This window comes from Mycobacterium colombiense (genome assembly GCF_003284935.1).
In the GTDB taxonomy this organism is placed as follows: Bacteria; Actinomycetota; Actinomycetes; order Mycobacteriales; family Mycobacteriaceae; genus Mycobacterium; species Mycobacterium arosiense_A.
Window position 1 is genome coordinate 1 of sequence record NZ_QMEV01000072.1, and the last position, 23,395, is coordinate 23,395.

Annotated in this window: 18 protein-coding genes; 5 read left to right on the top strand and 13 right to left on the bottom strand. The window is 66.0% G+C overall.

Features of this window, described 5'->3' with window-relative positions:
• The 3 genes from DQP57_RS22400 to DQP57_RS22410 form a co-directional block, all read left to right on the top strand.
• A partial coding sequence (locus DQP57_RS22400) for a class I SAM-dependent methyltransferase (protein ID WP_133259296.1) occupies positions 1–319 on the top strand: 319 nt, incomplete at its 5' end.
• Positions 320–445: 126 nt separating this feature from the next.
• A complete protein-coding gene (locus DQP57_RS22405; protein WP_112634849.1) occupies positions 446–1,699 on the top strand; it encodes a glycosyltransferase in 1,254 nt (417 codons plus the stop codon).
• A 120-nt stretch (positions 1,700–1,819) separates the two neighbouring features.
• On the top strand, positions 1,820–3,049 hold the full coding sequence (locus DQP57_RS22410; RefSeq protein ID WP_165821877.1) for a class I SAM-dependent methyltransferase: 1,230 nt from the start codon (positions 1,820–1,822) through the stop codon (positions 3,047–3,049).
• 70 nt (positions 3,050–3,119) lie between these two features.
• Here the strand turns inward: DQP57_RS22410 and DQP57_RS22415 are convergent, their stop codons facing one another.
• From DQP57_RS22415 to mutA, 13 genes are all read right to left on the bottom strand, one after another.
• Positions 3,120–3,875 carry a class I SAM-dependent methyltransferase gene (locus DQP57_RS22415; RefSeq protein WP_112634851.1) on the bottom strand — a complete coding sequence of 252 codons (756 nt, stop codon included), beginning with the start codon at positions 3,873–3,875 and terminating at the stop codon, positions 3,120–3,122.
• Between the two features lie 160 nt (positions 3,876–4,035).
• Positions 4,036–4,842, bottom strand: a complete 807-nt coding sequence (locus tag DQP57_RS22420; protein ID WP_112634837.1) for a TylF/MycF/NovP-related O-methyltransferase — start codon at positions 4,840–4,842, stop codon at positions 4,036–4,038.
• A gap of 98 nt (positions 4,843–4,940) precedes the next feature.
• A complete protein-coding gene (locus DQP57_RS22425; RefSeq protein WP_112634838.1) occupies positions 4,941–6,227 on the bottom strand; it encodes a glycosyltransferase in 1,287 nt (428 codons plus the stop codon).
• A 407-nt stretch (positions 6,228–6,634) separates the two neighbouring features.
• A complete protein-coding gene (locus tag DQP57_RS22430) occupies positions 6,635–7,912 on the bottom strand; it encodes a glycosyltransferase (RefSeq protein WP_112634839.1) in 1,278 nt (425 codons plus the stop codon).
• A gap of 128 nt (positions 7,913–8,040) precedes the next feature.
• Positions 8,041–8,847, bottom strand: coding sequence for a TylF/MycF/NovP-related O-methyltransferase (locus DQP57_RS22435; protein ID WP_112634852.1), 807 nt, complete (start codon positions 8,845–8,847; stop codon positions 8,041–8,043).
• A 250-nt stretch (positions 8,848–9,097) separates the two neighbouring features.
• Positions 9,098–10,207, bottom strand: a complete 1,110-nt coding sequence (locus tag DQP57_RS22440; protein ID WP_112634840.1) for an NAD-dependent epimerase/dehydratase family protein — start codon at positions 10,205–10,207, stop codon at positions 9,098–9,100.
• Positions 10,208–10,383: 176 nt separating this feature from the next.
• Complete coding sequence (locus tag DQP57_RS22445; RefSeq protein WP_112634841.1) at positions 10,384–11,373, bottom strand: sulfotransferase family protein; 990 nt, start codon at positions 11,371–11,373, stop codon at positions 10,384–10,386.
• Positions 11,374–11,926: 553 nt separating this feature from the next.
• Entirely contained in the window at positions 11,927–12,841 is a 915-nt protein-coding gene (locus DQP57_RS22450) for a sulfotransferase family protein (protein WP_112634853.1), read from the bottom strand.
• A 320-nt stretch (positions 12,842–13,161) separates the two neighbouring features.
• The gene (locus tag DQP57_RS22455; RefSeq protein ID WP_112634842.1) at positions 13,162–14,331 is read right to left on the bottom strand and encodes an acyltransferase family protein; all 1,170 of its coding nucleotides are present in this window, start codon (positions 14,329–14,331) and stop codon (positions 13,162–13,164) included.
• Positions 14,332–14,572: 241 nt separating this feature from the next.
• Positions 14,573–15,859 carry a serine hydrolase domain-containing protein gene (locus DQP57_RS22460; protein WP_112634843.1) on the bottom strand — a complete coding sequence of 429 codons (1,287 nt, stop codon included), beginning with the start codon at positions 15,857–15,859 and terminating at the stop codon, positions 14,573–14,575.
• A gap of 64 nt (positions 15,860–15,923) precedes the next feature.
• The gene (meaB, locus tag DQP57_RS22465; protein WP_112634844.1) at positions 15,924–16,892 is read right to left on the bottom strand and encodes a methylmalonyl Co-A mutase-associated GTPase MeaB; all 969 of its coding nucleotides are present in this window, start codon (positions 16,890–16,892) and stop codon (positions 15,924–15,926) included.
• Between the two features lie 95 nt (positions 16,893–16,987).
• Positions 16,988–19,240: a methylmalonyl-CoA mutase gene (gene scpA, locus DQP57_RS22470; protein WP_112634845.1), complete on the bottom strand. Its 2,253-nt coding sequence runs from the start codon at positions 19,238–19,240 to the stop codon at positions 16,988–16,990.
• A gap of 5 nt (positions 19,241–19,245) precedes the next feature.
• Positions 19,246–21,123: a methylmalonyl-CoA mutase small subunit gene (mutA, locus tag DQP57_RS22475; protein WP_112634846.1), complete on the bottom strand. Its 1,878-nt coding sequence runs from the start codon at positions 21,121–21,123 to the stop codon at positions 19,246–19,248.
• A gap of 180 nt (positions 21,124–21,303) precedes the next feature.
• Between mutA and DQP57_RS22480 the strand changes: the two genes are divergently transcribed.
• A complete protein-coding gene (locus DQP57_RS22480) occupies positions 21,304–22,071 on the top strand; it encodes a TVP38/TMEM64 family protein (protein ID WP_112634847.1) in 768 nt (255 codons plus the stop codon).
• A gap of 48 nt (positions 22,072–22,119) precedes the next feature.
• Positions 22,120–23,112 (top strand): endopeptidase, encoded by a 993-nt coding sequence (locus DQP57_RS22485; protein ID WP_112634848.1) that lies wholly within the window; start codon positions 22,120–22,122, stop codon positions 23,110–23,112.
• The last annotated feature ends 283 nt before the right edge of the window (positions 23,113–23,395 follow it).

Genomic DNA, 23,395 nt, shown 5'->3' on the forward strand with positions numbered 1-23,395 from the left:
GGGAGACCTTTACGCCTACCTGGTGGGCTGGCGCAACCCCCGGTTCACCCTGTCCAGGGGTGCCTTCGAAGACCACGTCGGCGACATTTCCGACCCGATCGATCTGGCTCTGGTGGACGGTATCCACACCCAGGATTTCGTGACCCGGCAATGGCAGATACTGAAACCCCGGCTGGCCCCGGGTGGTTGGGTGCTGTTCGACGACATCGACTTCAATCGCGGAATGGGCGAGGCCTGGCTGGACATCTGCGCCGATCCGCGCGTGGTCGGGGCGGTCGAGGTGTCTAAACGGCTGGGCCTCGTCGAATTGGCCTCCTAGGCACCGGACGCCTCGCCACCGTGCTGACCTGCGCACAATGGTGATCTCCGCACGGCCGCTCCATGGAACCGGCAATAATGGCCCCGGCGTTGCCCACAGCGCGACAACTGGAAAGGCAGGATGTTCGTGAAGTTTGCCCTGGCGAGTTACGGAACTCGCGGCGACATCGAACCGGCTGCCGCCGTTGGCGTCGAATTGCTTCGCCGGGGGCATGAAGTTCGCATGGCCGTGCCGCCCGAACTCGTCGGCTTCGTCGAGTCGGTCGGGCTGGCCGCGGTTCCTTACGGGCCGAAGGTCCAGGAGTTTATGGACGAGGAATTCCTTCGCAACATGTGGAGGGAAGTCTTCCGCAATCCGATCAGGCAGGTGCTCAGAGTATGGGAGCCCATAATCCGATACTGGAGCGACGCGAGCGCGACCTTGAAATCGCTGGCAGAAAGTGCCGACCTGCTCGCGACGGGTCTGAATTTCGAACAGGCCGCGGCCAACGTCGCCGAGTATTACGACATCCCGTTGGCCTCGCTACACCACTACCCGATGCGAGCAAACGGCCAGCTCATCCCGAGCATGCCATCGCCTGCGGTCCGCTCGACGATGACGGCGATCGAATGGCTGTTCTGGCGCTCGACGAAGAAGGCCGATAACGAGCAGCGCCGCCAGCTCGGCCTGCCCAAAGCGACACGTCGCTCGCCGCGACGGATGGCCGAACGCGGGTCGCTGGAAATACAGGCTTACGACGAGGCGTGCTTCCCCGGCCTGGCTGACGAATGGGCCAAGTGGGGCAGCCGTCGGCCCTTCGTCGGCGCCCTGACGATGGAATTGCCGACGGACGGCGACGACGACATCACGTCGTGGATTTCCTCAGGAACAGCCCCAATTTGCTTCGGCTCTGGGAGCATACCGCTCGAATCCCCCGCCGCCACCGTAGAAATGATCAGCGCCGCGTGTGCACGGTTGGGCGAGCGGGCGCTAATCTGCTTCGGCGGCACCGACTTCAGCGACGTACCGCATCTCGACCATGTCAAAGTAGTCGGCACGGTGAATTACGCGACTGTTTTTCCCGCCTGCCGTGCTGCCGTTCACCACGGCGGAGCGGGCACCACGGCCGCGAGCCTGCGCGCGGGGACCCCTACGCTGATTCTCTGGAGTTCGGGAGATCAGCCGTATTGGGCAGCCCAAATCAAACGGCTCAAGGTTGGCATGGCACGACGCTTTTCCGCCACGAGCCAAGAATCGCTGGTTGCCGACTTGCGCACCATCCTTGCGCCCGAATACGCCACCCGAGCCCGCGAGCTCGCCAGTCGGATGACCAAACCCGCCGAAAGCGCGGCCACCGTTGCCGACCTTTTCGAAGAAGAAGTCCGCCGGCTGACCGGCTAACTAGACCAGCACGGTAGCGCTCTGGCGAATGTCCGCGGAAGCCCCCATTGACGATCGGTGGCTGCCGCGGAGGTTTACGCTGATTAAAAGTGGTATTCACCTTCTGGACAGGGGGCCGCTTTGACTGAACGCAGGTGCCGGCTGTGCGGCGGAGCTCTTCGAAAGATCCTTGACCTCGGACGTCAGCCGGTATCGAACGCATTTGTGCGACCCGACGAGACCGCTAAGGTGCCCTTCTACCAGCTTGAAGTCGGTATCTGTGCATCCTGCACCATGGTGCAGCAACTAAATCAGGTTCCCGCTAACGAAATGTATCGCGCGGATTACCCCTATCGCGCCTCAGGCTCCGCCCTGATCCGCAGGCATGGTGAAGACGTTGCCCGCCAGATCATGCAGATGTGCGCAGGCGAACGAGGGGATCCGTTCGTCGTTGAGATCGGCTGCAACGACGGCGTCATGCTGAAGACACTCAGTAGCGCAGGGATACGACACTTGGGAGTGGACCCCGCCACCAGCGCGGCCGATGTCGCCCGTGCGCAGGGCATCGCCGTGCGTACCGACTTCTTCGACGAGTCAACGGCCGGCCAGATCCGCGATGAGCACGGGCCGGCCAACATCATCTATTCGGCGAACACGATCAGCCATATCTCCGACCTTGAGTCCATATTCCGTGGAATCGATTTGCTGCTTGCCCCCGACGGGTTGCTCATAATCGAGGACCGCTACCTAGCCGATATCCAGAAGTGCGTCTACTTCGATCAGATCTACGACGAACACATCTACATCTTCTCAGTGGGCTCGGTCCAAGCCTTGGCAGCTCGTTTCGGCCTCGAATTGATCGACGCCCAACATCTCCCGATACACGGAGGTTCGATTCGTTACACCCTGGCCCGCGCCGGCGCTAGAAATGCCGCCGCCAACGTGGCCGAATACTTGGCGCAGGAAACAGCCGAAGGGATTGCTGAAGACGCAACGTTCGTTCGGTTGACGGCCAACGTCGAACGCATCCGCGCGGGCCTACTCAACCTGCTACGCGACTTACGGTCCGACGGCAAGCGCATCGTCGGGTATGGAGCCACATCTAGAAGCGCTACGGTGATGAACTTCTGCCATATCGGCCCGGATCTCATTCCCATGGTGTGTGATTCGACCCCCGAAAAGCAGGGGTGCCTGACACCCGGCTCAAATGTTCCCGTGTGTTCGCCTGAAGCCTTCTCCCACCCCTATCCCGATTACGCTCTGCTGTTCGCCTGGAACCACGCCGATGAGATCATGACGAAGGAGCACTTGTTTCACGAGGAGGGCGGACGCTGGATCCTCTACGCACCGCAGGATGTCCGCCTCGTCTGATCCTTTACGCCGGGGCGGTATTGCAAACGCATTGAGCGACAGCCACTCTCGCCAGCGCAGCGGTTGGAGCTCAGCGCGCAGGTTTGATGAGCAGGCCCTGACCGGTGGGCAGCGAACAGATTTTGACGCCCAGTTCCCCGGCAACCTCATCCATCGCGGCGCGCTGCTCGTCGCGTCCCCGGTTCGCGTAGTCGTCCAGCAGGACGAAAGCGCCGGGCGTGAGGCGCGGCCAAAAGAACCGCAGGGCAGCGACTTCGGGGGGAGCGCAATTCATGTCGATGTGCAGGTAGGCCACCGACGACGCATCCACCTGCTCGAGGGTCTCGGGGACGGCACCCACGATGATGCGCTGGTTTTTCCACTGCGCGAAGTTGGCGCGCACGCTGTCGACCCCGTTGGCGTACATCCCGTTGCGCAGGTGTCCTTCGCTGGTTTCCAGCGCCCCAGCCTTGCGTTCGTTGTCGGTGACAAACCGCGGGTCGATTCCCGCGAAGGTGTCGAGAAGGTAGAACGTCTTACCCAGCCGATCCCAGTCCAGGTACTCCATGATGGCGCTGCTCAAAAAGCCGTAGCTGACGCCGCACTCGACGAAATCGCCCTCGAGCTTGCTGGCACTCGCCGCGGCCCACAGCCCGACATGGACGCGCCACTGCCACTGGTACCAGTCCTCGTTGCCAAGAGATTTGGCACCCCGCTTGTACGCGCGCTGGAAGTCGGGATCGTCGAGGAACCCGTGAAAATTGTTGAACGTGATCAACGCGTCGTTGGCGTAGACATCGGGCAGCAGAGTGCGCGCGAGCCAGTATTCGGTGCGCACCCACCACATCCGCAGGCGGGTGCCGGTTGTCAGCCCTGGTGCCACGGCGGAAACCTTAGCATCGGCGCGCACCGCGTCCCGGGGAAACGCGACGGGCACGCCGTGATCACGCCGCTACCATCCCTCGCACGAGGACAAACCGTTTCGTACACCTAAAGTTTCAGCAATCTCACGACTTGCGCCATAGCACGCCGGTGCCGTCGATCTCTACGATCTCGTCGGTCACGCCGTGCTGTTGGCGGTAGTCGGTCACGGCCTGCGCACAGGCCTTGATCGCGTGGTAGTCGTCGACGATGCAAAAACCCCCGGGCGACAGCCGCGGGTAGAGCGCATCGAGCGCCTGAATCGTCGACTCGTACAGATCGCCATCGAGCCGCAACACCGAAATACGATCGATCGGCGCGTCCTGCAGGGTGTCCTTAAACCACCCCGGCAGAAACCGCACCTGGTCATCGAGCAACCCATAACGCTCGAAATTCGCCTTCACGTGTTCTTGTGGCACGCCGAGGATGCGTGCGTGGCGGTGCAGCCTAATCCCTTTGTCCGCCTTGTAATTCACGGTGTCCGGGGGCGGCACTCCGGCGAAGGAGTCGCAGAGCCATACGGTGCGCTTCTCGTCTCCGTGGGCCGCCAGCACCGCGCGCATCAGGATCGACGCGCCACCCCGCCACACCCCGCACTCGACCAGATCGCCGGGAACGTCCTCTTCCAGAACCGTCTCGATGCAGTTCTGCAAACTGGTCAGGCGCTGCATGCCGATCATCGTCAAGGCGTCCGCCGGCCAGTCCAGCCCGAGATCACGCGCCTGCTTGTTGAACGGACGCTTGCGCACCAGCATCAGGTTGCGAGTGCTGAACAGGGGACGACCCAGGCGGTACAACCCCACCGGGACAAGCTCGTCGCTGCCGTACCTGGTGAGGTCGCGCCGGAGCAGGTCGAGGTAAGCAAACCGCGTGTCGTGATCGGTCACGGCCAAAACTGCCCCTTACTCCCTGATGCCAGTGGTACCGGTTGAGAGCCTAGACGTCCATCGACGCCGTCAATGCGTTTCGCAGTGTATCCGTCACCCGAGGCTCAGCGACTTCGCCCAGCCTGAGCGTCGGGGACACAGCGCCCCGAGCGCGCGAATTCCTCCAGCAGATCGACGGCGCGTCCAGCGCTCTCGGAGGGCTTGCTCATCCGGCCGGAGAGCTCACGCGCGCGAGTGAGGTACTCCGGGGCGAGGATCTTGCGCAGGTCCGCAACGAGAGATTCGGGCGTGGTCGCCGCGAACCGTCGCGACGTCCCCACCTTCAGCTGCTTGACGTGCGACCCCCACATCGGCTGATCGCCCGCCGTCCAGAGGATCAGCGTGGGAACGCCGGCACGCAGGCCGGCGGCCGTGGTGCCCGATCCGCCGTGGTGCACGACGGCCCGGCAGGCGGGAAAAATCTTCGTGTAGTTGACCACCCCGACGACCTTGACGTGCTCCAACTGCGGAACGTCGCTGAAGTCGCTCCAGCCCGAGCAGATCAGCGCCCGCTCCCCTAGCTCCGCGCAGGCCGCGCCGATCATGCGGACCGTGTCGGCGGGGGTTTTGGCGACCGGCATGCTGCCGAAGCCGAAACAGATCGGCGGCGTCCCCCGGGCGATCCACGACAAGACCTCATCATCGGAGTCCGTCGGCAACTCCATGGTCAGCGAGCCCACGAACGGCCGCTGGCCGCCCCATTTCGCCCATTCGTCGGCCAGCCCCGGGAAGCAGACGTCGTCATACGCCTGAATTTCCAGCGACCCGCGCTCGGCGATCCGTCGCGGTGAGGCGACCGTGGCCGTCGGCAGGCCGAGCTCGCGGCGCTGCCGATCCTCGGCCTTCTTGTTCATGCGCCAGCACATCCAGTCGTACACCGACATTCCCGTGCGGCACAGGGGCGCGGGCACCCTCGGCAGGAGCTGGCCGTTGGGGCGCATCGGAATGTAATGCAGGGTGGCCATCGGGATGCCGTAATAGTCGGCGACGTTGATCGCCAGGTCCTGGTAAAGCTGGCCGCTGAACAGCAAATCGGCGCCCGCCCCCACCGACATCAGCGCCGAGCTCATTTCCTGCCAGTTCCGCAGCACCGGTTCCCAGGCTTCGCGCATCAGGCTGATGGGCCCCTTGACGAAGTTCTTCCAAAAGTCCCGAATGAACTCGTCGCTCCAAAAGTCGTGCATGTCTGGGCCATAGCCGATCGCCGGAAGCCCGGCCGATTCGGCCAGATCGACGAGATTGGGCGGAACGGCCATCCGTACCGAATGGCCCCGCCGCATCAGCTCACGACCGATGGTGAGACAAGGCTCGATATCGCCACGCGTTCCATAGCTTGCCACAGCAAATTTCATCGCGATGGTTACCTTAATCAATCTCCGACGGCACGAGCAACCTTGGTTGCGGCGTTTCCGCTCGGTAATCGGCGGCTCGCCATTGGCACGGCGATGCGGTCAGAGTTCTGGTTGTAGTTGTTTCGCAACGGATTTGGCGGCCCGAGACCATGCTCGATCGTGGGAGCGGCACCGGTGCAGTCGAGTGCGACAAACCCAACCTCATCGGCCTTTCCCCCCGACCGTAGAAGTATGACGACGCTGGGTGGTTTAGGTGAACCCCAAGCGTCATCGCCTGATCTTATGCAAGTCTGCCAGACTATCGACACCATGTCTTGAGAAAACGGGAAGTCGATCCCGAGCGGGCCGCGCACCGATTTTCGATTAGCAAGGTCCGCTATTTCCCCAGCGCAATTCCGGTAAGCCCGTTAGCTGGATCGGGTACGACTGCGCGAGCTGACGAAGTTCTCCACCACGTCGGCGGCCTTGACCACGCTGTCGGCCGGCTTCGTCATCCGGGCACCGATCTCGCGGGCGCGCGCGGCGTAGTCCGGGGCCAGGATCCGCCGCAGGTCCGCCACCAACGATTCCCGGTCGGTTGCCGAAAACCGGCGTGTGGTACCAACTTTCAGCCGTTTGAGCTGCGCTCCCCAGACGGTCTGATTGGCGTCCATCGACAGGATCAGGGTGGGAACCCCGGCACGCAGGCTCGCGGCGGTGGTGCCCGAACCGCCGTGGTGGACCACCGCACGGCAGACGGGAAAGATCGTCGCGTAGTTGACCGGGCCCACCACCTTGACGTGATCGGCCAGGGGCACGCCGCTGAAGTCGCTACGGCCGGCGGCGATCAGCGCCCGCTCCCCCAGCTGCGCGGACGCCGAGCTGATCATCTCGACGGTGTCGGCCGGGGATTCGACCGGCATGCTGCCGAAACCGAAGAAGATGGGCGGGGTCCCGCCGCGAATCCAGGACATCACCTCGTCGTCGGCTTCGGTGGTCAACTCCATCGTCAGCGGGCCGACGAAGGGCCGCAGGCCATCCCATTTCGCCCACTCGGCGGCCAGACCCGGGAAGCAAACCTCGTCGTACGCTTGGATTTCCAGCGATTCACGGTCGGCGATCCGCCGCGGTGACGGTCCCGTCGCCTTGGGCAGCCCCAGTTCCCTGCGCTGGGTGTCCTCGACCTTTTTGTTCAGGCGCCAACAGAACCAGTCGAACGCCGTCATGGCCGAGCGGGCCAGCGGCGGCGGCAGGATCGAGACGACTTGGCCGTTAGGCCGCATGGGGACGTGGTGCAGCGTGGCCAACGGAAGGTCGTAGTACTCCGCGACGTTGGCGGCCGGCTCCTGGTAACTCTGCCCGGCGAACACCAGGTCGGCCCCGTCCGCCAGCGACATCAGCGTGGTGTTCATCTGCGCCCAGCACTGGTCGCTGAGATCCCACATCTCGCGCCACATGCCGCGCATCTCCCGGATCTTCCAGAACCCGCGGAAAAAGGACGTCCAGAAGTCGCGGTACACGTCGAGCCAGGCCTGCGATTCCAGTCCGTACGGGACGGCGGTCAGCCCGGCGGCCTCGGTGAAGCTGACGGAATCGGGTGGGACGGCCATGACCATGTCATGGCCGCGGCGTTGCAGTTCGCGCGCGACAACCAGGGAAGGCTCGATATCACCGCGCGTTCCATAGCTGGCCAGCACACATTTCATCGCGTATCCACGCCCTTCGGTTGCGCCATCAATCGGGGTGAAGCACCGACCTCACTGTAAATATCGACCAATCCCCACAGCACCGGTTTGCGCGACTACGCCGAGGACGAACTACGCGCGGGAGGGGCTTAGGGCTTGCGCCACAGCACGCCGGTGCCGTCGATCTCCTCGATGTCCGCGGTCACGCCGTGCCGCGTACGGTAGTCCGTCACCGCCTGACGGCACGCATCGATGGCGTGGTAGTCGTCGATGATGCAAAAACCCCCGGGCGACAGCCGCGGGTAGAGCGCATCGAGCGCCTGAATCGTCGACTCGTACAGATCGCCGTCCAGCCGCAACACCGAAATGCGTTCGATCGGCGCGTCCTGCAGGGTGTCCTTGAACCACCCGGGCAGAAACCGCACCTGATCGTCGAGCAACCCGTAACGCTCGAAATTCGCCTTGACCTGCGCCTGCGGTATCGCCAACACCCCGGCGGCGCGATGCAACTTGATGCCCTTGTCCGCCTCGTAGTGTGCGGTGTCCGGGGGCGGCACCCCCTCGAACGAATCGCACAGCCACACGCGACGTTCCCGGTCGCCGTAGGCCGACAGCACCGCGCGCATCAGGATCGACGCTCCGCCCCGCCACACCCCGCACTCGACCAGATCGCCGGGAACGTCGTCGTTCAGGACCGTCTCCACGCACTGCTGCAAACTGGTCAGGCGCTGCATGCCGATCATCGTCAGTGCGTCCGCCGGCCAATCCAGGCCCAACTTGCGGGCGTGCTCGTTGAAAGGACGCTTGCGCACCAGCATCAGCTTGCGCGTACTGAAAAGGGGACGCCCCAGATAGTTCCAGCCGACCGGCACCAATTCGTCGCTGCCGTACCGGGTGAGGTTACGTCGAAGCAGGTCAAGGTATGCGGATCGGGTGTCGAGAAACGGGGATCGCATGTCACGATCGGCCACGGTCAAAGCTGCCCCTTAGTTCAGATGAAGTACTGGCGGTGATGACCTCGGCAACGTCGAGGCCGTCAATGCGTTGCGCATTTCCAACTAGCTCGCCTCACCGGCCTCCTTGACCTACCCCGCTCCTACCGGCTGAGCTGTCGCTGCCCTACCGAGTAGTAGCAACCATCATAGGGGTTAATTTGCACTGCCTCGGTCGCCGGGTTTGCTGGCGCGGGTGGCTGGGCCACGCCCCTCAACGGCGCCCTATATGGTCCACGACCGGACGGCCCGATTCGTTCGCCGGGGCGGAGGCGTCGGATTGGCCGCCGATCCAGTCGAGCAGGGCGGACAGACCGTCATCGAGGGTGGCCTTCGGCTGCCAGCCGAGCTCGTCCCGCGCCGGCTCGATGTCGCAGCTCGCGGCGCGCACGTCGCCGTCGCGGAATTTCGCGACGACGACCGGTTCGGGGGCGTCGCACATGGCGGCGATCTTGTTGGCCAGCTCGTGGATGGTGGTGGCGTTGCCGGATCCGATGTCGAGGCAGCGCGGCTTTGTCGCGGGTCGCCCGATGGCGGCGAACAGCGCGTCGACGACGGCGTCGATGTAGACGAAGTCCCGCACGATGCGGCCGTCTTCGTAGACCTCGAGCGCTTGTCCCGCCCGCGCCAGCCGCGCGAACAGCGCGACGATCCCGGTGTAGGAGTTGGTCAGCGACTGACCGGGGCCATAGACGTTCTGCAGGCGCAGCACGCTGAGATTGGTGTCGTGCGCGGCCGTCCACGCGGCCAGCAGGTGCTCCTGGGCGAGCTTGGTCGCCGCGTAGACGTTGGTGGGCCGGGGCTCTGTGCGGTCGGCGCGGCTGGGCAGCGGCACCGCCTGTTCACCGGCCGGTCCTTGCGGATCCCAGGCGCCGGCCAGCAGCTGTGCGTGGCTGCGGGGTTTCGGATAGAAGACGTGCGCGCCGGACTGCCACGCGCCCTCGCCGTAGACCGCCCGCGACGACGCCAGAACCAGTTGCTCGGGCACGATGCCCGAGCGGCTCAATGCGTCCAGAAGCTGAGTGGTGCCCACGACGTTCACCGAGCCGTGGCGCGTCGCCTCGGACAGCGATTGCGCGGTCCCGGTCTCCGCCGCCAGGTGGACGATCTGGGAAGGACGGAACAACCGCAACACGGCGTCCCAATCGGGCGCGTGGGTGACGTCGCCGGTGAAAAACCGCACGCTGGACGGCAGCTCGATCGGGCGGCCCCCGCCGTGCACCTGCGGATGCAAGACGTCCATCACCGCGACGTCGTATCCGGCCTCGACGAGACGGTGTGAGAGCGCCGACCCGATGAATCCTGCCCCACCACTGATGAGCACGGACGCTGACAAGAATCGACGCCTTTCTTTCGTGTGCAGAAGAAATTACCGGCACCCACGGCGCGCGGTCCGGTCGATCATATCGGGCGCTCCCCGCGGCATCAGACGATTCGCGAAGCGTACGGCGGCGCACCGAATGCGCACGAAAAGCGAGAAATCAGGCGGCGGCAGAAACCCTAGGCCCAAGTCCCTTTGTGCCGATGCGCCATTGCGATGGCCTCCATCACCGGCCGTGCGATGCCCGGCCGGAAAATGCGGAAGAGCATGCTGTTCGACAAGCCGTGAAAGTCCTCGAACGCCTTGCGGAAGTCCCGCTCGCTTGCCCGGTAGGACGCGAAAACGCGGTCCAACGTTGACATGTCGAGGGCACCGTCCTGCGCGGCCTCGTGCAGCGCCTCGTAGACCTGAGATATCCAATTCGCGCCGAATAGATCCGTCACCGGCCCGCGGTGCCGCTGGCGATGCAGGCCGGGGGTGATGAACTCCTCAATAGCGTCCTCATCCTGGGTGTGCAGGTCGATCGGCAACTCTGCCGAGATGCGCTTGACCTCCCGGCGCCAGTCCTCGAGAAGGTTCGCGTAGTCGACGAATACGCGCGGTACGGCTCGGGTGTTTCGCTCGGCGAGGAAGTTGCATTTCAGCCACAGGGCGCTCGCCAGCGCCGGAGAGACGTGCCAGGACTTCACAATCGACGAGATGACCTCCTGCGGATGACGAACCGCGATCACCGATGCGACCTGGAATCCCGCCTCACGTGCCGCCGCGAACCACAGGTCAGACAGCGTGGTGATCCTGGGCTCCTTGATCACCACGAGCGGGGCCGCGGGAAGGGTGGACAGATACGCGGCGATTTTTGCGGTGCAGGCCTTGCTCTTCTCGGGAGCGACCGCGCCGTCGTCCAAGAACCGCAATGACGGGTCGTACCAATTGGTCCCGAGTCGGCGCAGGATTGTTTCGTTAAGCGAGATGGCCGCGCGTGGCTCCCAGTAGCCAAGCGGGTTGTTCGCGTCGGCACCCAACATCGCGGGCGGGAGCGTGCCGCCGGAGAGCGAGAGCACCCTGGTCAGCGCCGAGGTTCCGGACCGTTGCGGCCCTAACACGAACAGAGCGACCGGACGCGTGTTGTCAACGGAATCGGCGGGTTTACTCGTCGGGGCCCATCTCATCGCGATTCGAAAACCTTTCACCTGTCGCCCAACTGGCCGAGTTTCGGAATTCTCTTGTGATCCATGCCTTTCCGAATTGACGCGGACCGTCGTCGACGGCGCGCACCAATCACCGGAGCCAACCCCGTTACGCGAACTACCAAGTCGGAGGACTGAATCTCAGCCCTCTGAAACATCTTTGACCAAAGAGGAGGATTACCGAGCTCCCCCATACAGAGTCAACTTTGACTTGTGACCGTCAACTTCAGCCCCCGGGTCAGTTTCATCGGATCATTGCGCCCGCTAAGGACTATAGCCCGCCAATAGCATCAGGGGCGCCATTTTTACGAATCCGTGTCGCTTACTTAATGTTTGGATAACACGCGCAGGCGGATTCAATGTAGGACGTCCGTCCGGTAAGCCACATCGGAGAGCTTTTGCGGGCGTGTCGACAGACCAGCGGTCATTCCCACGAGCGCGGCATGGTCACTCTAACAAACAACTTCGGCCGCAGGCCGCAAACCGCCCGAAGGCGGACACGTTCAACGGGAGGCCGCCGCTGACCAGCGCGGCACTAGGCCCAGGCGCCCCGGCGCCGGTGCATCATCGCGCCGATCTCGAGGATCCGCTTGACGATGAACGGCCTGAACACCCGGCGAACCACACTGTGGGTTCGGGTATGGAATTCGGTGAAGGCCATGCGGAAATCACGCTCACTGGCCTGATACGACTCGAAAACCCGATCCAGCGTCGACACATGCAGGGGGTCATCCTGCGCGGCGCCGCGCAACGCTTCATAGACCGCGGAGATCCAGTCGGTGCCGAAGTGGTCCGCCACCGGTCCGCAGTATCGCTGGCGACGAAGATCGGGCGTCAGGAACTCCTCGATCGCGCTCTCCTCGGCGGTGTCCAGATCGATTTCGAGCGTGGTGGCAATGCGTTTCGTCTCGCGGTGCCAGTCGTCGAGGAGGTTGGCGTAGTCGACGAACACGCGCGGCATCCCGCGGGTGTGCCGCTCGGCCAGCAGGTTGTATTTGAGCCACAGGGCACTCGAGAGCTCGGGTGAGGTTTGGACGTACTTCGCCGCCGACGCCACGACCTCCTGCGGGTGGCGCACCGCGATCACCGCGGCGACGTCGAAGCCGACCTGGCGCGCCGCCTCGAACCACAGTCCGGACAGCGCCGTGATCCTCGGCTCCTTGATCACCACCAGCGGGGCCGCGGGCAGCGTCCCCAGGTAGGCCGCGATCTCGGCGATACAAGCGTTCTTTTCCTCGGCACCGAACGCGCATTCCTCCTGCAGGCGCATGGTCGGGTCGTACCAGTTGCTGGCGTGGCGGCGCAGGATCGTCTCGTTGAGCATGATGGCCGCGCGTGGCTCCCAATAGCCGCGCGGGTTGTTGCCGTCGGCGCCGCACATGCCGGCCGGCAGGGTGCTGCCGCACAGCGACAGGACCCGGGTCAGCGCCGACGTTCCCGACCGCGCCATGCCCAGCACGAACAGCGCGACCGGGCGGACCGTCGTGGCCGAGCGAGAGGAACGGACCGGGAGAGCGGCGCCATCGGCGGCGCATTCGGCGGAGTGACTCGTCCGGGCAGGCGTCATCGCGGAACCCATACCTTTCAGTTCGCGTCTGGCGGGCCCCCGGATCTCGGGTCATTATGCATGACTTTGCCATTTCTCGGGCGATGTTCAATTACACGTTTTTCGGCAACGACACCGGCGACATCAGATGTTCACAACGACGTCAATTCACCAGGAAGCGGCCGTGAATCGTGCGCTGTGCACTGTCTTCGGGTAAAGGTGACTTATTCGGCCCGGACGGCGTCCGCGGCCGGTTGCGCGCCAACCGTCGCATCCCAGCCGCGCGTTCGGCGCTTGAAGCGGGATTTGAGGGACAGCGCCCGCTTCTCGACCAGGAACCAGCTGAGGGCGGCCAGCGGCAGCGTGGCGACGCCGGCGACGACGGCGAAGGCCAGCGGGGGCAGGAAGGCGAGCCCGCAGATGACCAGCAGCTGCTGCATCGGCCAGGCGTAAATGTACACGCCGTAGGAAAGGTCGGTCCGCAACCGCAGGCGTCTGTTGTGGATCAGCGCACCCGAGACGACGACGGCGTAGGCCAGCGGGAGCGCGGCGAGTATCCGATAGTTGGGCACCAGCAAGCCGGCCACCACGACGATGACGCCGCTCAAGGCCACCAGTGACCATCGGGCGGGGACCACGTCCCGGAATTCATGCAGCACCGCGCCCGCCGCGAACACCAGCGCGAACCGCGTGATCATCTGGGGCAGCGTCGGCACCGCTTCAACCGGATACGACACGAGCACCGCGGCCACCAGGAAGAGCGCGAACACCACCGGCGCGGGCCACCGACGATTGGAAAGGCCGGCTACCCCGGCGACGGCGATGGCGATGTAGCAGAACATCTCGAAGATGAGGGTCCATAGGACCCCGTCCCAGACTCCCGGGAAGGGGACATTTTTGGGCGTTCCATCGATGCCCTCCTGGTAGATGTTCAACACCGCGTTGTTGAGCCAGTAGGTGATCGGTGCGGGGGACAGCAGCAACCTGGCGGCCGAACCCCCTTGGATCGCGACCCCGATGGGGGCGATGACGAACGCCACTACCGCCAGGCAGACCCACAATCCAGGGAAGATCCGCAGGATTCTGGCGACGAAGTACTCACGAAGTCGGGGGTTGCGAACCCAGCTCGAGGTGATGAGAAACCCCGAGACGACGAAAAACCCGTCGACCCATACCTGGGTGAGCAGCTGGTCGACCAGCGGGGGCAATTTGCGACCGGTCAGCGGCCACGAGTGTTGCAGGATCACGCCCGACGCCAGCACCAGTCGCCACGCGTTCAGCGCGTTGTTGCGTGCGTCGAATACCTGCGCGAGCCTCGCGCTAGCCGCCCGCTTGGGCCGGCTGCCGGTGGGCGCAGGGGGGCCGGGACCGGGAACTTTCGGGTTCGCACTCATATACGGGTTTCGACTCCGATGCGTTCGACCAGGCGACCTGAGTTTGCCGCTTTCCTGGCTGCGAATATCGCCGTCCGGCCATCAGCGCGCCCCCAGAGCGCAGATCACTGACCGGCATTCCGGCAACAACGCGGAATGCACGGAAATGGACGGGGCAAACACCCGCACAGAGTACAACGCCCGCACTTCACCCGCGCGGGTGCGGCAAAACTCGTTGAGCGCCTTGCGGCGCCGTGCGGCCTCAGCCCACTGCGGCTCCCGGCTCGGCGAACGGCGCCCCGAACTCGGTGACCGGGCGGAAGCCGCGCTTGCGCACCTTCTCCGCAGCCCGGCGGATCAGCGCATAGATCCCGACGAACGCCGCGTGATCGGTCATCACCAGGGGCGTCAGCAGCCGGTTGTGCACCAGCGAGAACGCCACCCCCGAAGCCGGGTCGGCCCAGCCGAGCGAGCCACCGAGCCCGACGTGACCGAAGCCGGGCATCACGCTGCCGATCGGCAAACTGTGATATCCCAGGTGGAAAGCCAACGGCACGTACAGGTTTCGGTCCGGGCGCAGGCTCCGCTCCCCCGTCAGGCCCGCGACCAGCTCACGGGACAGGAAGCGGACGCCGTCCACCTCGCCGCCATTGGCGATGGCGCCATACATTCGGGCCAGCCCGCGCGCCGTGGCCACGCCGTTGGCCGCCGGGATCTCCGCGTCCAGCAACGGGGTGTCACCCTGGACCGCGGCGACCAGACCCTTGAAGTACATCGACCGGTACGCCCCGGACATCTCGTTGGCGACCTTGCGCGTCACGTAGCTGACGACCGGATTGCCGATCAGGTGTTGTGGACCGATGATCTCGGCGACCCGCGTCGGAGCGTAGGCCGGCGGCCGGCCGAGGTGCAGGCCGTCGGTGCCCAACGGCTCGGCGAGCTCCTCGCGGATCAGCGTGCCCATGCCCTTACCGGTCACGGCCCGACCCAGGCCCGACATCAGCCAGCCGAACGTCAGCGCGTGATACGCCGACTTGCCCAGCAGGCGCCCGGGCGCCGCGGCGGCCAGCTTCTCCTCCATCACGACGTGATCGAGCAGTTCTTCCTTGGTGGCGCCGCGCAGGCCGGACAGCCCGGCCTGGTGCCGCATCACCTGGCGCACGGTCATGTCGGCCTTGCCGTTGGCCGCGAACTGTGGCCAGTACTCGGCGACCGGCGCCTCGTAGTCGATGAGCCCCCGGTCAGCGAGCCGGTGGATGACGGTGGCGGCCATCCCTTTGGTCGCCGAGAACACCATCGGGGCGGTGTTCTCCGTCCACGGCCGCTGCCCGGCTCGGTCGGCCCAACCCGTCCACACGTCGACGACGGGCTGGCCGTCGACATAGACGGCCAGCGCCCCGCCACCGAACCGGCGCGCGGGGAACATGCTGGCGAAACTACGAACGACGCAACCGAAGTGTGAGTCCGCCGCGCCGGACACACGATGACCTGCGTCAAGGTCATCGTGGACACGGACCGCGCGGCGATCGACTCGGGTATCCACCGTCACAACTTTGAATTTACTTGAATTACACAACCGGTAGGAGCGAAATCGGCGATTATTGACCTAACCGTTAGCCCGACGCGGCCGTCAGTATTTGCTGGGCCGCCAGGGCGGGCGTCAGCTCGCCCGCCTTGACCTTTCGCTCCACGTCGGCGCGGATCCTGCGCACCGCCGGGCTGGACAACAGCCGGTCCAGCACGGTGTCGCGCACCATCTGCCAGGTCCAATCGACCAGCTGATCCCGGCGGCGCGCCTCGAACTCGCCCGCCTCGCTGAGCACCTGGCGATGCCGTTCGATGGTCTCCCACAGTTCCTCGAGGCCGGTCCCCTCGGCCGCGCTCATCGTGAGAACGGGCGGCCGCCAGAGCGTTTCACGCGGATGGATCAACCTGATCGCCCCGGACAGCTCGCGCGCCGCCGCCCGGGCCTCGGCGAGGTGATCCCCGTCGGCCTTGTTCACCACCACGATGTCGGCGAGCTCCAGCACACCCTTCTTGATGCCCTGCAGCTGATCGCCCCCGCGCGCCAGGGTCAGCAGCACGAAGGTGTCGACCATGTTGGCCACCGTCACCTCGGACTGGCCGACCCCGACGGTCTCGATCAGGATGACGTCGAAGCCGGCGGCCTCGAGCAGCACCGCCGTTTCCCGGGTGGCCTTGGCCACCCCGCCCAGGGTGCCCGACGTGGGTGACGGCCGAATGTATGCATCCGGATGCATGGCCAGGCGCGCCATCCGGGTCTTATCGCCCAGGATCGAGCCGCCGGTCCGCGTCGAGGACGGGTCGACGGCCAACACCGCCACCCGGTGCCCCAGCCCGATCAGATGCATGCCGAGGGCCTCGATGCTGGTGGACTTGCCCACCCCGGGGATTCCGGTGATGCCGACGCGATAGGCGTTGCCCGAATCCGGCGTCAGCTCCAGCAGCAGCTGCTGCGCCTTCTCGCGGTGGTCGGCGCGGGTGGACTCCAGCAGCGTGATCGCCCGCGGCAACGCCGCGCGGTCGCCGTTGCGGACCGCCTCGGCCAGTTCCGAGCTCATTTCCAGTTCTCCTGGCCCGCGAGCGTAAGCACACTGCGGATTCGGCCGGGATTTTTCGCGGCGTGCTTACGCTCGCGGAAGAGATCGTCAGCCATTTAGCCGAGGTCGTAACCCAGCCGCTCGGCGAGCTTGTGCAGCAAGCCGATTGCGGCGTCGGCGATCACCGTCCCGGGCGGGAAGATGGCGGCGGCCCCGGCCTCGTACAGCTCGTCGAAGTCACCCGGCGGGATGACGCCGCCGACCACGATCATGATGTCGGGCCGCCCCACCTCAGCCATCGCCTCGCGCAGCGCGGGCACCAGGGTCAGGTGACCGGCCGCCAGCGAGGACACCCCGACCACGTGCACGTCGTTATCGGCGGCCTGGCGGGCCACCTCCTCGGGCGTGGAGAACAGCGACCCGACGTCGACGTCGAATCCGATGTCCGCGAACGCCGTCGCGATCACCTTCTGGCCGCGGTCGTGGCCGTCCTGGCCCATCTTGGCCACCAGAATCCTAGGGCGGCGACCGTCGGCTTCCGCGAACTTCTCGACGAGTTCGGTCGCGGTTGCCATGTTTGTGGCCTTTCCAGCTTCGTCGCGGTAGACCCCGGCGATAGTACGGATCTCCGCCTGGTGACGGCCATACACCTTCTCCAGCGCGTCGGAGATCTCGCCGACGGTGGCCTTGGCCCGGGCCGCATCGATGGCCAGCGCGAGCAGGTTGTTGCCCAGGCCGTCGTCACCCGCGCGGCCGTGGGCCGCGGCGGCGCGCGACAGCTCCGCCAGTGCCGCATCGACGGCCTTCTGGTCCCGATTCGCCCGCAGCTCTTGCAGTTTCGCCAGCTGCTCGGCCCGCACCCGGCTGTTCTCGACCTTGAGGACCTCGACTTCCTGGTCCTCTTCCACCTGGTACTTGTTGACCCCGATCACCGGCTGGATGCCGGAGTCGATGCGGGCCTGGGTGCGCGCGGCCGCCTCCTCGATGCGCAGCTTGGGGATGCCGTCGCTGATGGCCTGGGCCATGCCGCCGTGCTCGGCGACCTCGGCGATGTGGGCCCGGGCCTTCTGCGCGAGTTGATGCGTGAGCCATTCGACGTAATACGAGCCCGCCCACGGGTCGATGGGCCGCGTGGTGCCCGACTCCTGCTGCAGCACCAGCTGGGTGTTGCGGGCGATGCGCGCCGAGAAGTCGGTGGGCAGCGCCAGCGCCTCGTCGAGCGCGTTGGTGTGCAGCGACTGCGTGTGCCCCTGCGTTGCGGCCATCGCCTCGATGCAGGTGCGGGCGACGTTGTTGAACGCGTCTTGCGCGGTCAGCGACCACCCGGAAGTCTGCGAATGTGTGCGCAGCGACAGCGATTTGGCGTTCTTGGGCTCGAACTGCGAGACCAGCTCGCTCCACAACAGCCGGCCCGCCCGCAGCTTGGCCACCTCCATGAAGAAGTTCATCCCGATGCCCCAGAAGAAGGACAGCCGGGGCGCGAACTTGTCGATGTCCAGCTCGGCGTCCAGGCCGGCCTTGATGTAGTCGACCCCGTCGGCCAGCGTGTAGGCCAGCTCCAAATCGGCTGTCGCACCGGCCTCCTGGATGTGGTAGCCGGAGATCGAGATGGAGTTGAACTTGGGCATCTTGGCGCTGGTGTAGGCGAAGATGTCGGAGATGATGCGCATCGACGGCTTGGGCGGATAGATGTAGGTGTTGCGCACCATGAACTCTTTGAGGATGTCGTTCTGGATGGTGCCGGCCAGCTTCTCCGGCGGCACCCCCTGCTCCTCGGCGGCCACCACATACAGCGCCAGGATCGGCAGCACCGCGCCGTTCATGGTCATCGACACCGACACCGTCGACAGGTCGATGCCGTCGAACAGCTGGCGCATGTCGAGGATGGAATCGATTGCCACACCGGCCATTCCGACGTCACCCTGCACGCGCGGGTGGTCCGAGTCGTATCCGCGGTGGGTGGCCAGGTCGAAGGCCACCGACAAGCCCTTCTGGCCCGCGGCCAGGTTGCGCCGGTAAAAGGCGTTGGACTCCGCGGCGGTGGAGAAGCCGGCGTACTGCCGAATCGTCCACGGCTGGTTGACATACATCGTCGGGTAGGGACCGCGCACGAACGGCGGCTCGCCGGGGAAACTGTGCAGCGGATACCCGTCGGCTTCCACCGCGGCGCGGTCCGCGCCGATGTAGACCGGTTTGACGTCGATGTCTTCCGGCGTCTGCCATTGCAGTTGATCGGGCGTGTACGAGTGCGCGGCAGCGGCGGCGGCCACGTGTTCGTCGACGGCGGCCTCGGTCGCCGGGGCAATCGTCCGCTCGCTGTGCAGCGGAACATCGGCGAAGCTGCCGACAGCGGGTGCAGTGGTCGTCATCGTGCCTACGCCCCCAGCCTGGTGAGGAGATCCGACAGAGCTTCGACCGCATTGATTTTCGCGGTCAGGAATTGGTCCGGTTGGTGCTCGGCCTCGGCCACGGCCTTGTCGGGCCCGGCCAGATAAACCCGCGCGACGCCGGCGTCCCGCGCCGCCTGCACGACGCCCGAGGCCTCGTCCTGGTAGCGCTTGTCGGTGCCGCAGATGACCGCCACCGCCGGCGACCCCGCGTCGGACACCGCCGAGGCAACACCGTCGGCATCGACCGTTCCCGGGTTGATCGCCTCGATGCCCCCGGAAGCCAGCAGGTTCGACGCGAACGTCGCGCGGATGTTGTGCTCGGCCAGCGGACCCAGCGGCAGCAACAGCACCCGCGGGCGGGATCCGGTGCGGGCCAGGTAGGCGTCGGAGCGGTCCCGCAACGCCTCGAACTCCGCGGCATAGCGCACCAGCTTTCCGGCGGCGAGCGGCGAATACGTCGAATCGCTTTGCGGCAGAGGCGGTTCGGTGAGGTCAGGGAACTCGTTGACGCCGGTGATGGCGGTCCGGCGGTGCGCGATGTCGTCGCTGCGGCGGGCGGCGACCTCGGCGATCTGAGCGGCGATGAAGTCGCGGGCCTGGCTGAATCCGCCCTGCGCCTCGATGGCCTGGAAGTGCTCCCAGGCCTGCTCGGCCAGCCGGCGGGTGAGGTCCTCCACGAACCAGGAACCGCCGGCCGGGTCCAGCACACGGCCCACATGTGACTCTTCGAGCAGCAGCAGCTGGGTGTTGCGCGCGATGCGGCGGGCGAAACTCGTTGCCACGTCCGGGAACCCGCCGTCGATGGCGACGTCGAAGGGGAACACCAAAAGGGAGTCGGCGCCACCGACGCCAGCGCCGAAGGCGGCCAGGGTGCACCGCAGCATGTTCACCCACGGGTCACGCTGGGTCATCATCGGCAGCGAGGTCTCGGCGTGAATGACGGCGGCGCCGGCGTCCGGTTCACCGACGACTTCGGCGACGCGCGCCCACAGGTTGCGCGCGGCGCGGAACTTGGCGATCGTGATGAACTGGTCGTCGTCGGCGGCGAACCGGAAGCTGATCTGCCGCAACGCCTGACCGATCGGCAACCCCGATTCGGTAAGCAGCCGTAGGTAACTCACCGCGGCCGCCACACTCGCGGCGAGCTCCCACGTCGCGTTCGCGCCGAGATTGTGGAAGGCGGGCCCGTCGACGGTGATCGCACGCACCCCGGTGTGCTCGACGGCCCGCTTCGCCGCGGCGATAGCGTCCTCGATCTTCGGCGCGGGCCGCTCACTGAGGGCGGCACTGAGCGGGTCACCGCCCAGGTCGATCGACAGGGTGGCGCGCTGGTCGGGTTCCACCGCGTCCGCCAGCGCCAGCACCACGTCGCTCACCGCCGCGTAGTCGGCGCCGGCTTCCAGGATCAGCGGCGCCATGCCCAGGTAGACACCCTCGAGGGTCTGGCCCAGCTGGTCGGGCGCCACGCCCGACTCCCCGATCCGCATAACCAGGGCGCCGGCCCCGTTGCCGAGCGCGTCCAGCACCGCGGAGTTGACGTCCTGTGCCGCCACACCGGGCACCGGCGTGGCGGGGAAAGCCTCGGCGACCTTCCAGCCGGACTTGACGTCGCGCAGCGCGTCGCCGCCGCGCACGAAGGGCCACTCTCCCGGCAGCGGCGGTTCGGGCAATTCGTCGAGCGCGGTGTAGAGCGCGCGGATCGCGATCCCGTCGTACGTCGGGGTTTCTAGCAGCCGCTCGGGCGCGTCCCCCAACTGCTCGGGGTCCTTCCGGGTGCTTTTGGCCAGCACACCGGCGACCGCACTGCGCCAACGCCCGCGAACCTGTTCTAGGTCGGCGAGTTCGGGTACATCAATGGACACCGATTGCTCCCTTTTCCCAGCATTTGGGCTACAGCTCTGGGGATACCACTTAGCTACTGAGGCTAATTGATGACCGCTCGTCGCTAAAAACCGCCAGGTGCCGCGAGCGGGTTCGATTGCCGATGAAACACCAGCGTCGGGAAAGGCCGTATTCACCTGCGCCCCGTACCCTAGGGAGCCGTGACGGGTTCCGCCACCAGCAAAATCGCCGAAACGGCGCGCGATCTGGGCTGCGCCATCGGCGTCGCCGCGCGAAGCGTGTCCCGGTCGCGGATCGCCTGGACAGTGGTGGGCATCACAGCGCTGGTGGTGCTGGCGTCGTGGCTTCCGCTGCCCTCACCGGTGCAGATGCGCGACTGGGCGCAATCCGTGGGACCGTGGTTCCCCCTGGCATTCTTGATCGCCCACATCGTCGCGACCGTGGTGCCGATTCCGCGCACCGCGTTCACCCTGGCGGCCGGACTGCTGTTCGGTCCCCTACTCGGCGTCGCCATCGCGGTGGTCGCCAGCACGGCCAGCGCCATGATCGCGCTGCTGCTGGTGCGCGCGGCCGGATGGCGACTGAACCGGCTGGCGCGCTACCGATCGATCGAAACGGTGGAAGAGCGCCTGCGGCAACGTGGCTGGCTGGCCATCTTGTCGCTGCGGCTGATTCCCGCGGTGCCGTTCTCGGCGCTCAACTACGCCGCGGGCGCGTCGAGCGTGCGGGTGCTGCCCTACGCGGTGGCGACTCTGGCCGGGTTGCTGCCCGGCACCACCGCCGTGGTCGTTCTCGGCGATGCGCTCGCCGGGCACATCAGCGCGCTGCTGTATCTGGTGTCCGCGATCACCAGCGCGCTGGGACTGGCCGGGCTGATCATCGAGATCCGCCACTTTCGCCGCCACCACCGCCGCGCGCGCCGTCCCTTCCCCGACGAAACCTCACCCGAGCCGGCCACCATCAGCTGATCACCAACTTCGGTAAGACCGCCACGCGGCGCGGCAAAGATCGATCTAATGGTGAAGGTGTACGCGCTCGAGGTCGTGAGCTGGGGGACGCCGTACTCGCCGGCTCGTACCGTCGCGCTGCCACTGAGCGCCCTGGTGTTGGCGGTGCTCGCCGTGCTAGGCCTGCTGCCCAGCCGGGAGGTGCGGCGCCGCAGGCCGAGGAGGAACGCCTTCGCCGCGCTGTTCGCGCGGCCAGAGCGCGCCAAGTTGCACACCACGTTGCTCACGCTCGCGGCGGTGTGCAGCATCGCCGCACTGGTGGCGGCCGTCTGCCTGTTCCCCCGGGCGATCACCCCGGCGCACCAGCCGACGCCGCCACCGCCGATCCTGGCGCCGATCGATCTGCCGGCCGCGAGCGCGGTAGGCCCGGGCGCGGGAATCTACGTCGCCTACGCCGACGGATCCAGCGGAATGGGTTGCACCGCAGGCTTTCTGGTGCACACCAGCACCGGCGCGCCCGGGATTCTCACCGCCGGTCATTGCAACCGCCCCCGGCAACCCAGCAAGGTGACGATGAACCTGGGCGGCGTGCTGCCCTACGCGACGGTGGGCACGTTCCGCGAGACGATCAACGAGGGTGTGCACAACGAGCAGCACGACATCGGCCTGATCACGCTGGACGGCGACAACATTCCCCAGTCCTCGGCGATCGCCTCGTCGTTGGCCGTCACCGGTGTCGCCACCAACCTGCAGATCGGCCAGCAGCTGTGCAAGTTCGGCATGGGTTCCGGCGCGGACGCCTGCGGGCAGATCGTGGAGATCACCGGCAGCAAGGTCATATTCCTGGCGAGCGGTCAGTGCGGCGATTCGGGCGGCCCGGTGTATCTGTACGAACGGGACGGCACCGTCAGCGCCGTCGGCATCCTCATCCGCGGCGGCGACCCCTACACCGTCAAGGCCGGATGCGCGGCCCGGGCCAAATTCTCCGTCGCCGAATTGGTGCGGCCCTGGCTGGACAACTGGCACCTGACCGCCGTGACCGCGCCCGCGTCCCCGCGCTGACCGGCGCTGCCTGGCGCCGCGAGGCGCGGCGTTTCATCTTCAGGTCCGCTTCAGGCTGACTGCCTACCGTCGCGGCATCGCCTCCGACTCGCCGACGTGGGGGCGCGGTGACCGGTAAACGCGGTGCGAATAGGCCGATTTCGCGCCGCCCGGGTGAAGGAACCGTCGACAGAGAGGATGGATGGACCCAGTGAAGATCAGAGAACTAATCGCTGGTTCGTTGCTCGCGAGTGCCCTTGGGGTGGCCGCGGCGGGCTTCGGTGCCGCCGTGGCGAGTGCGGAT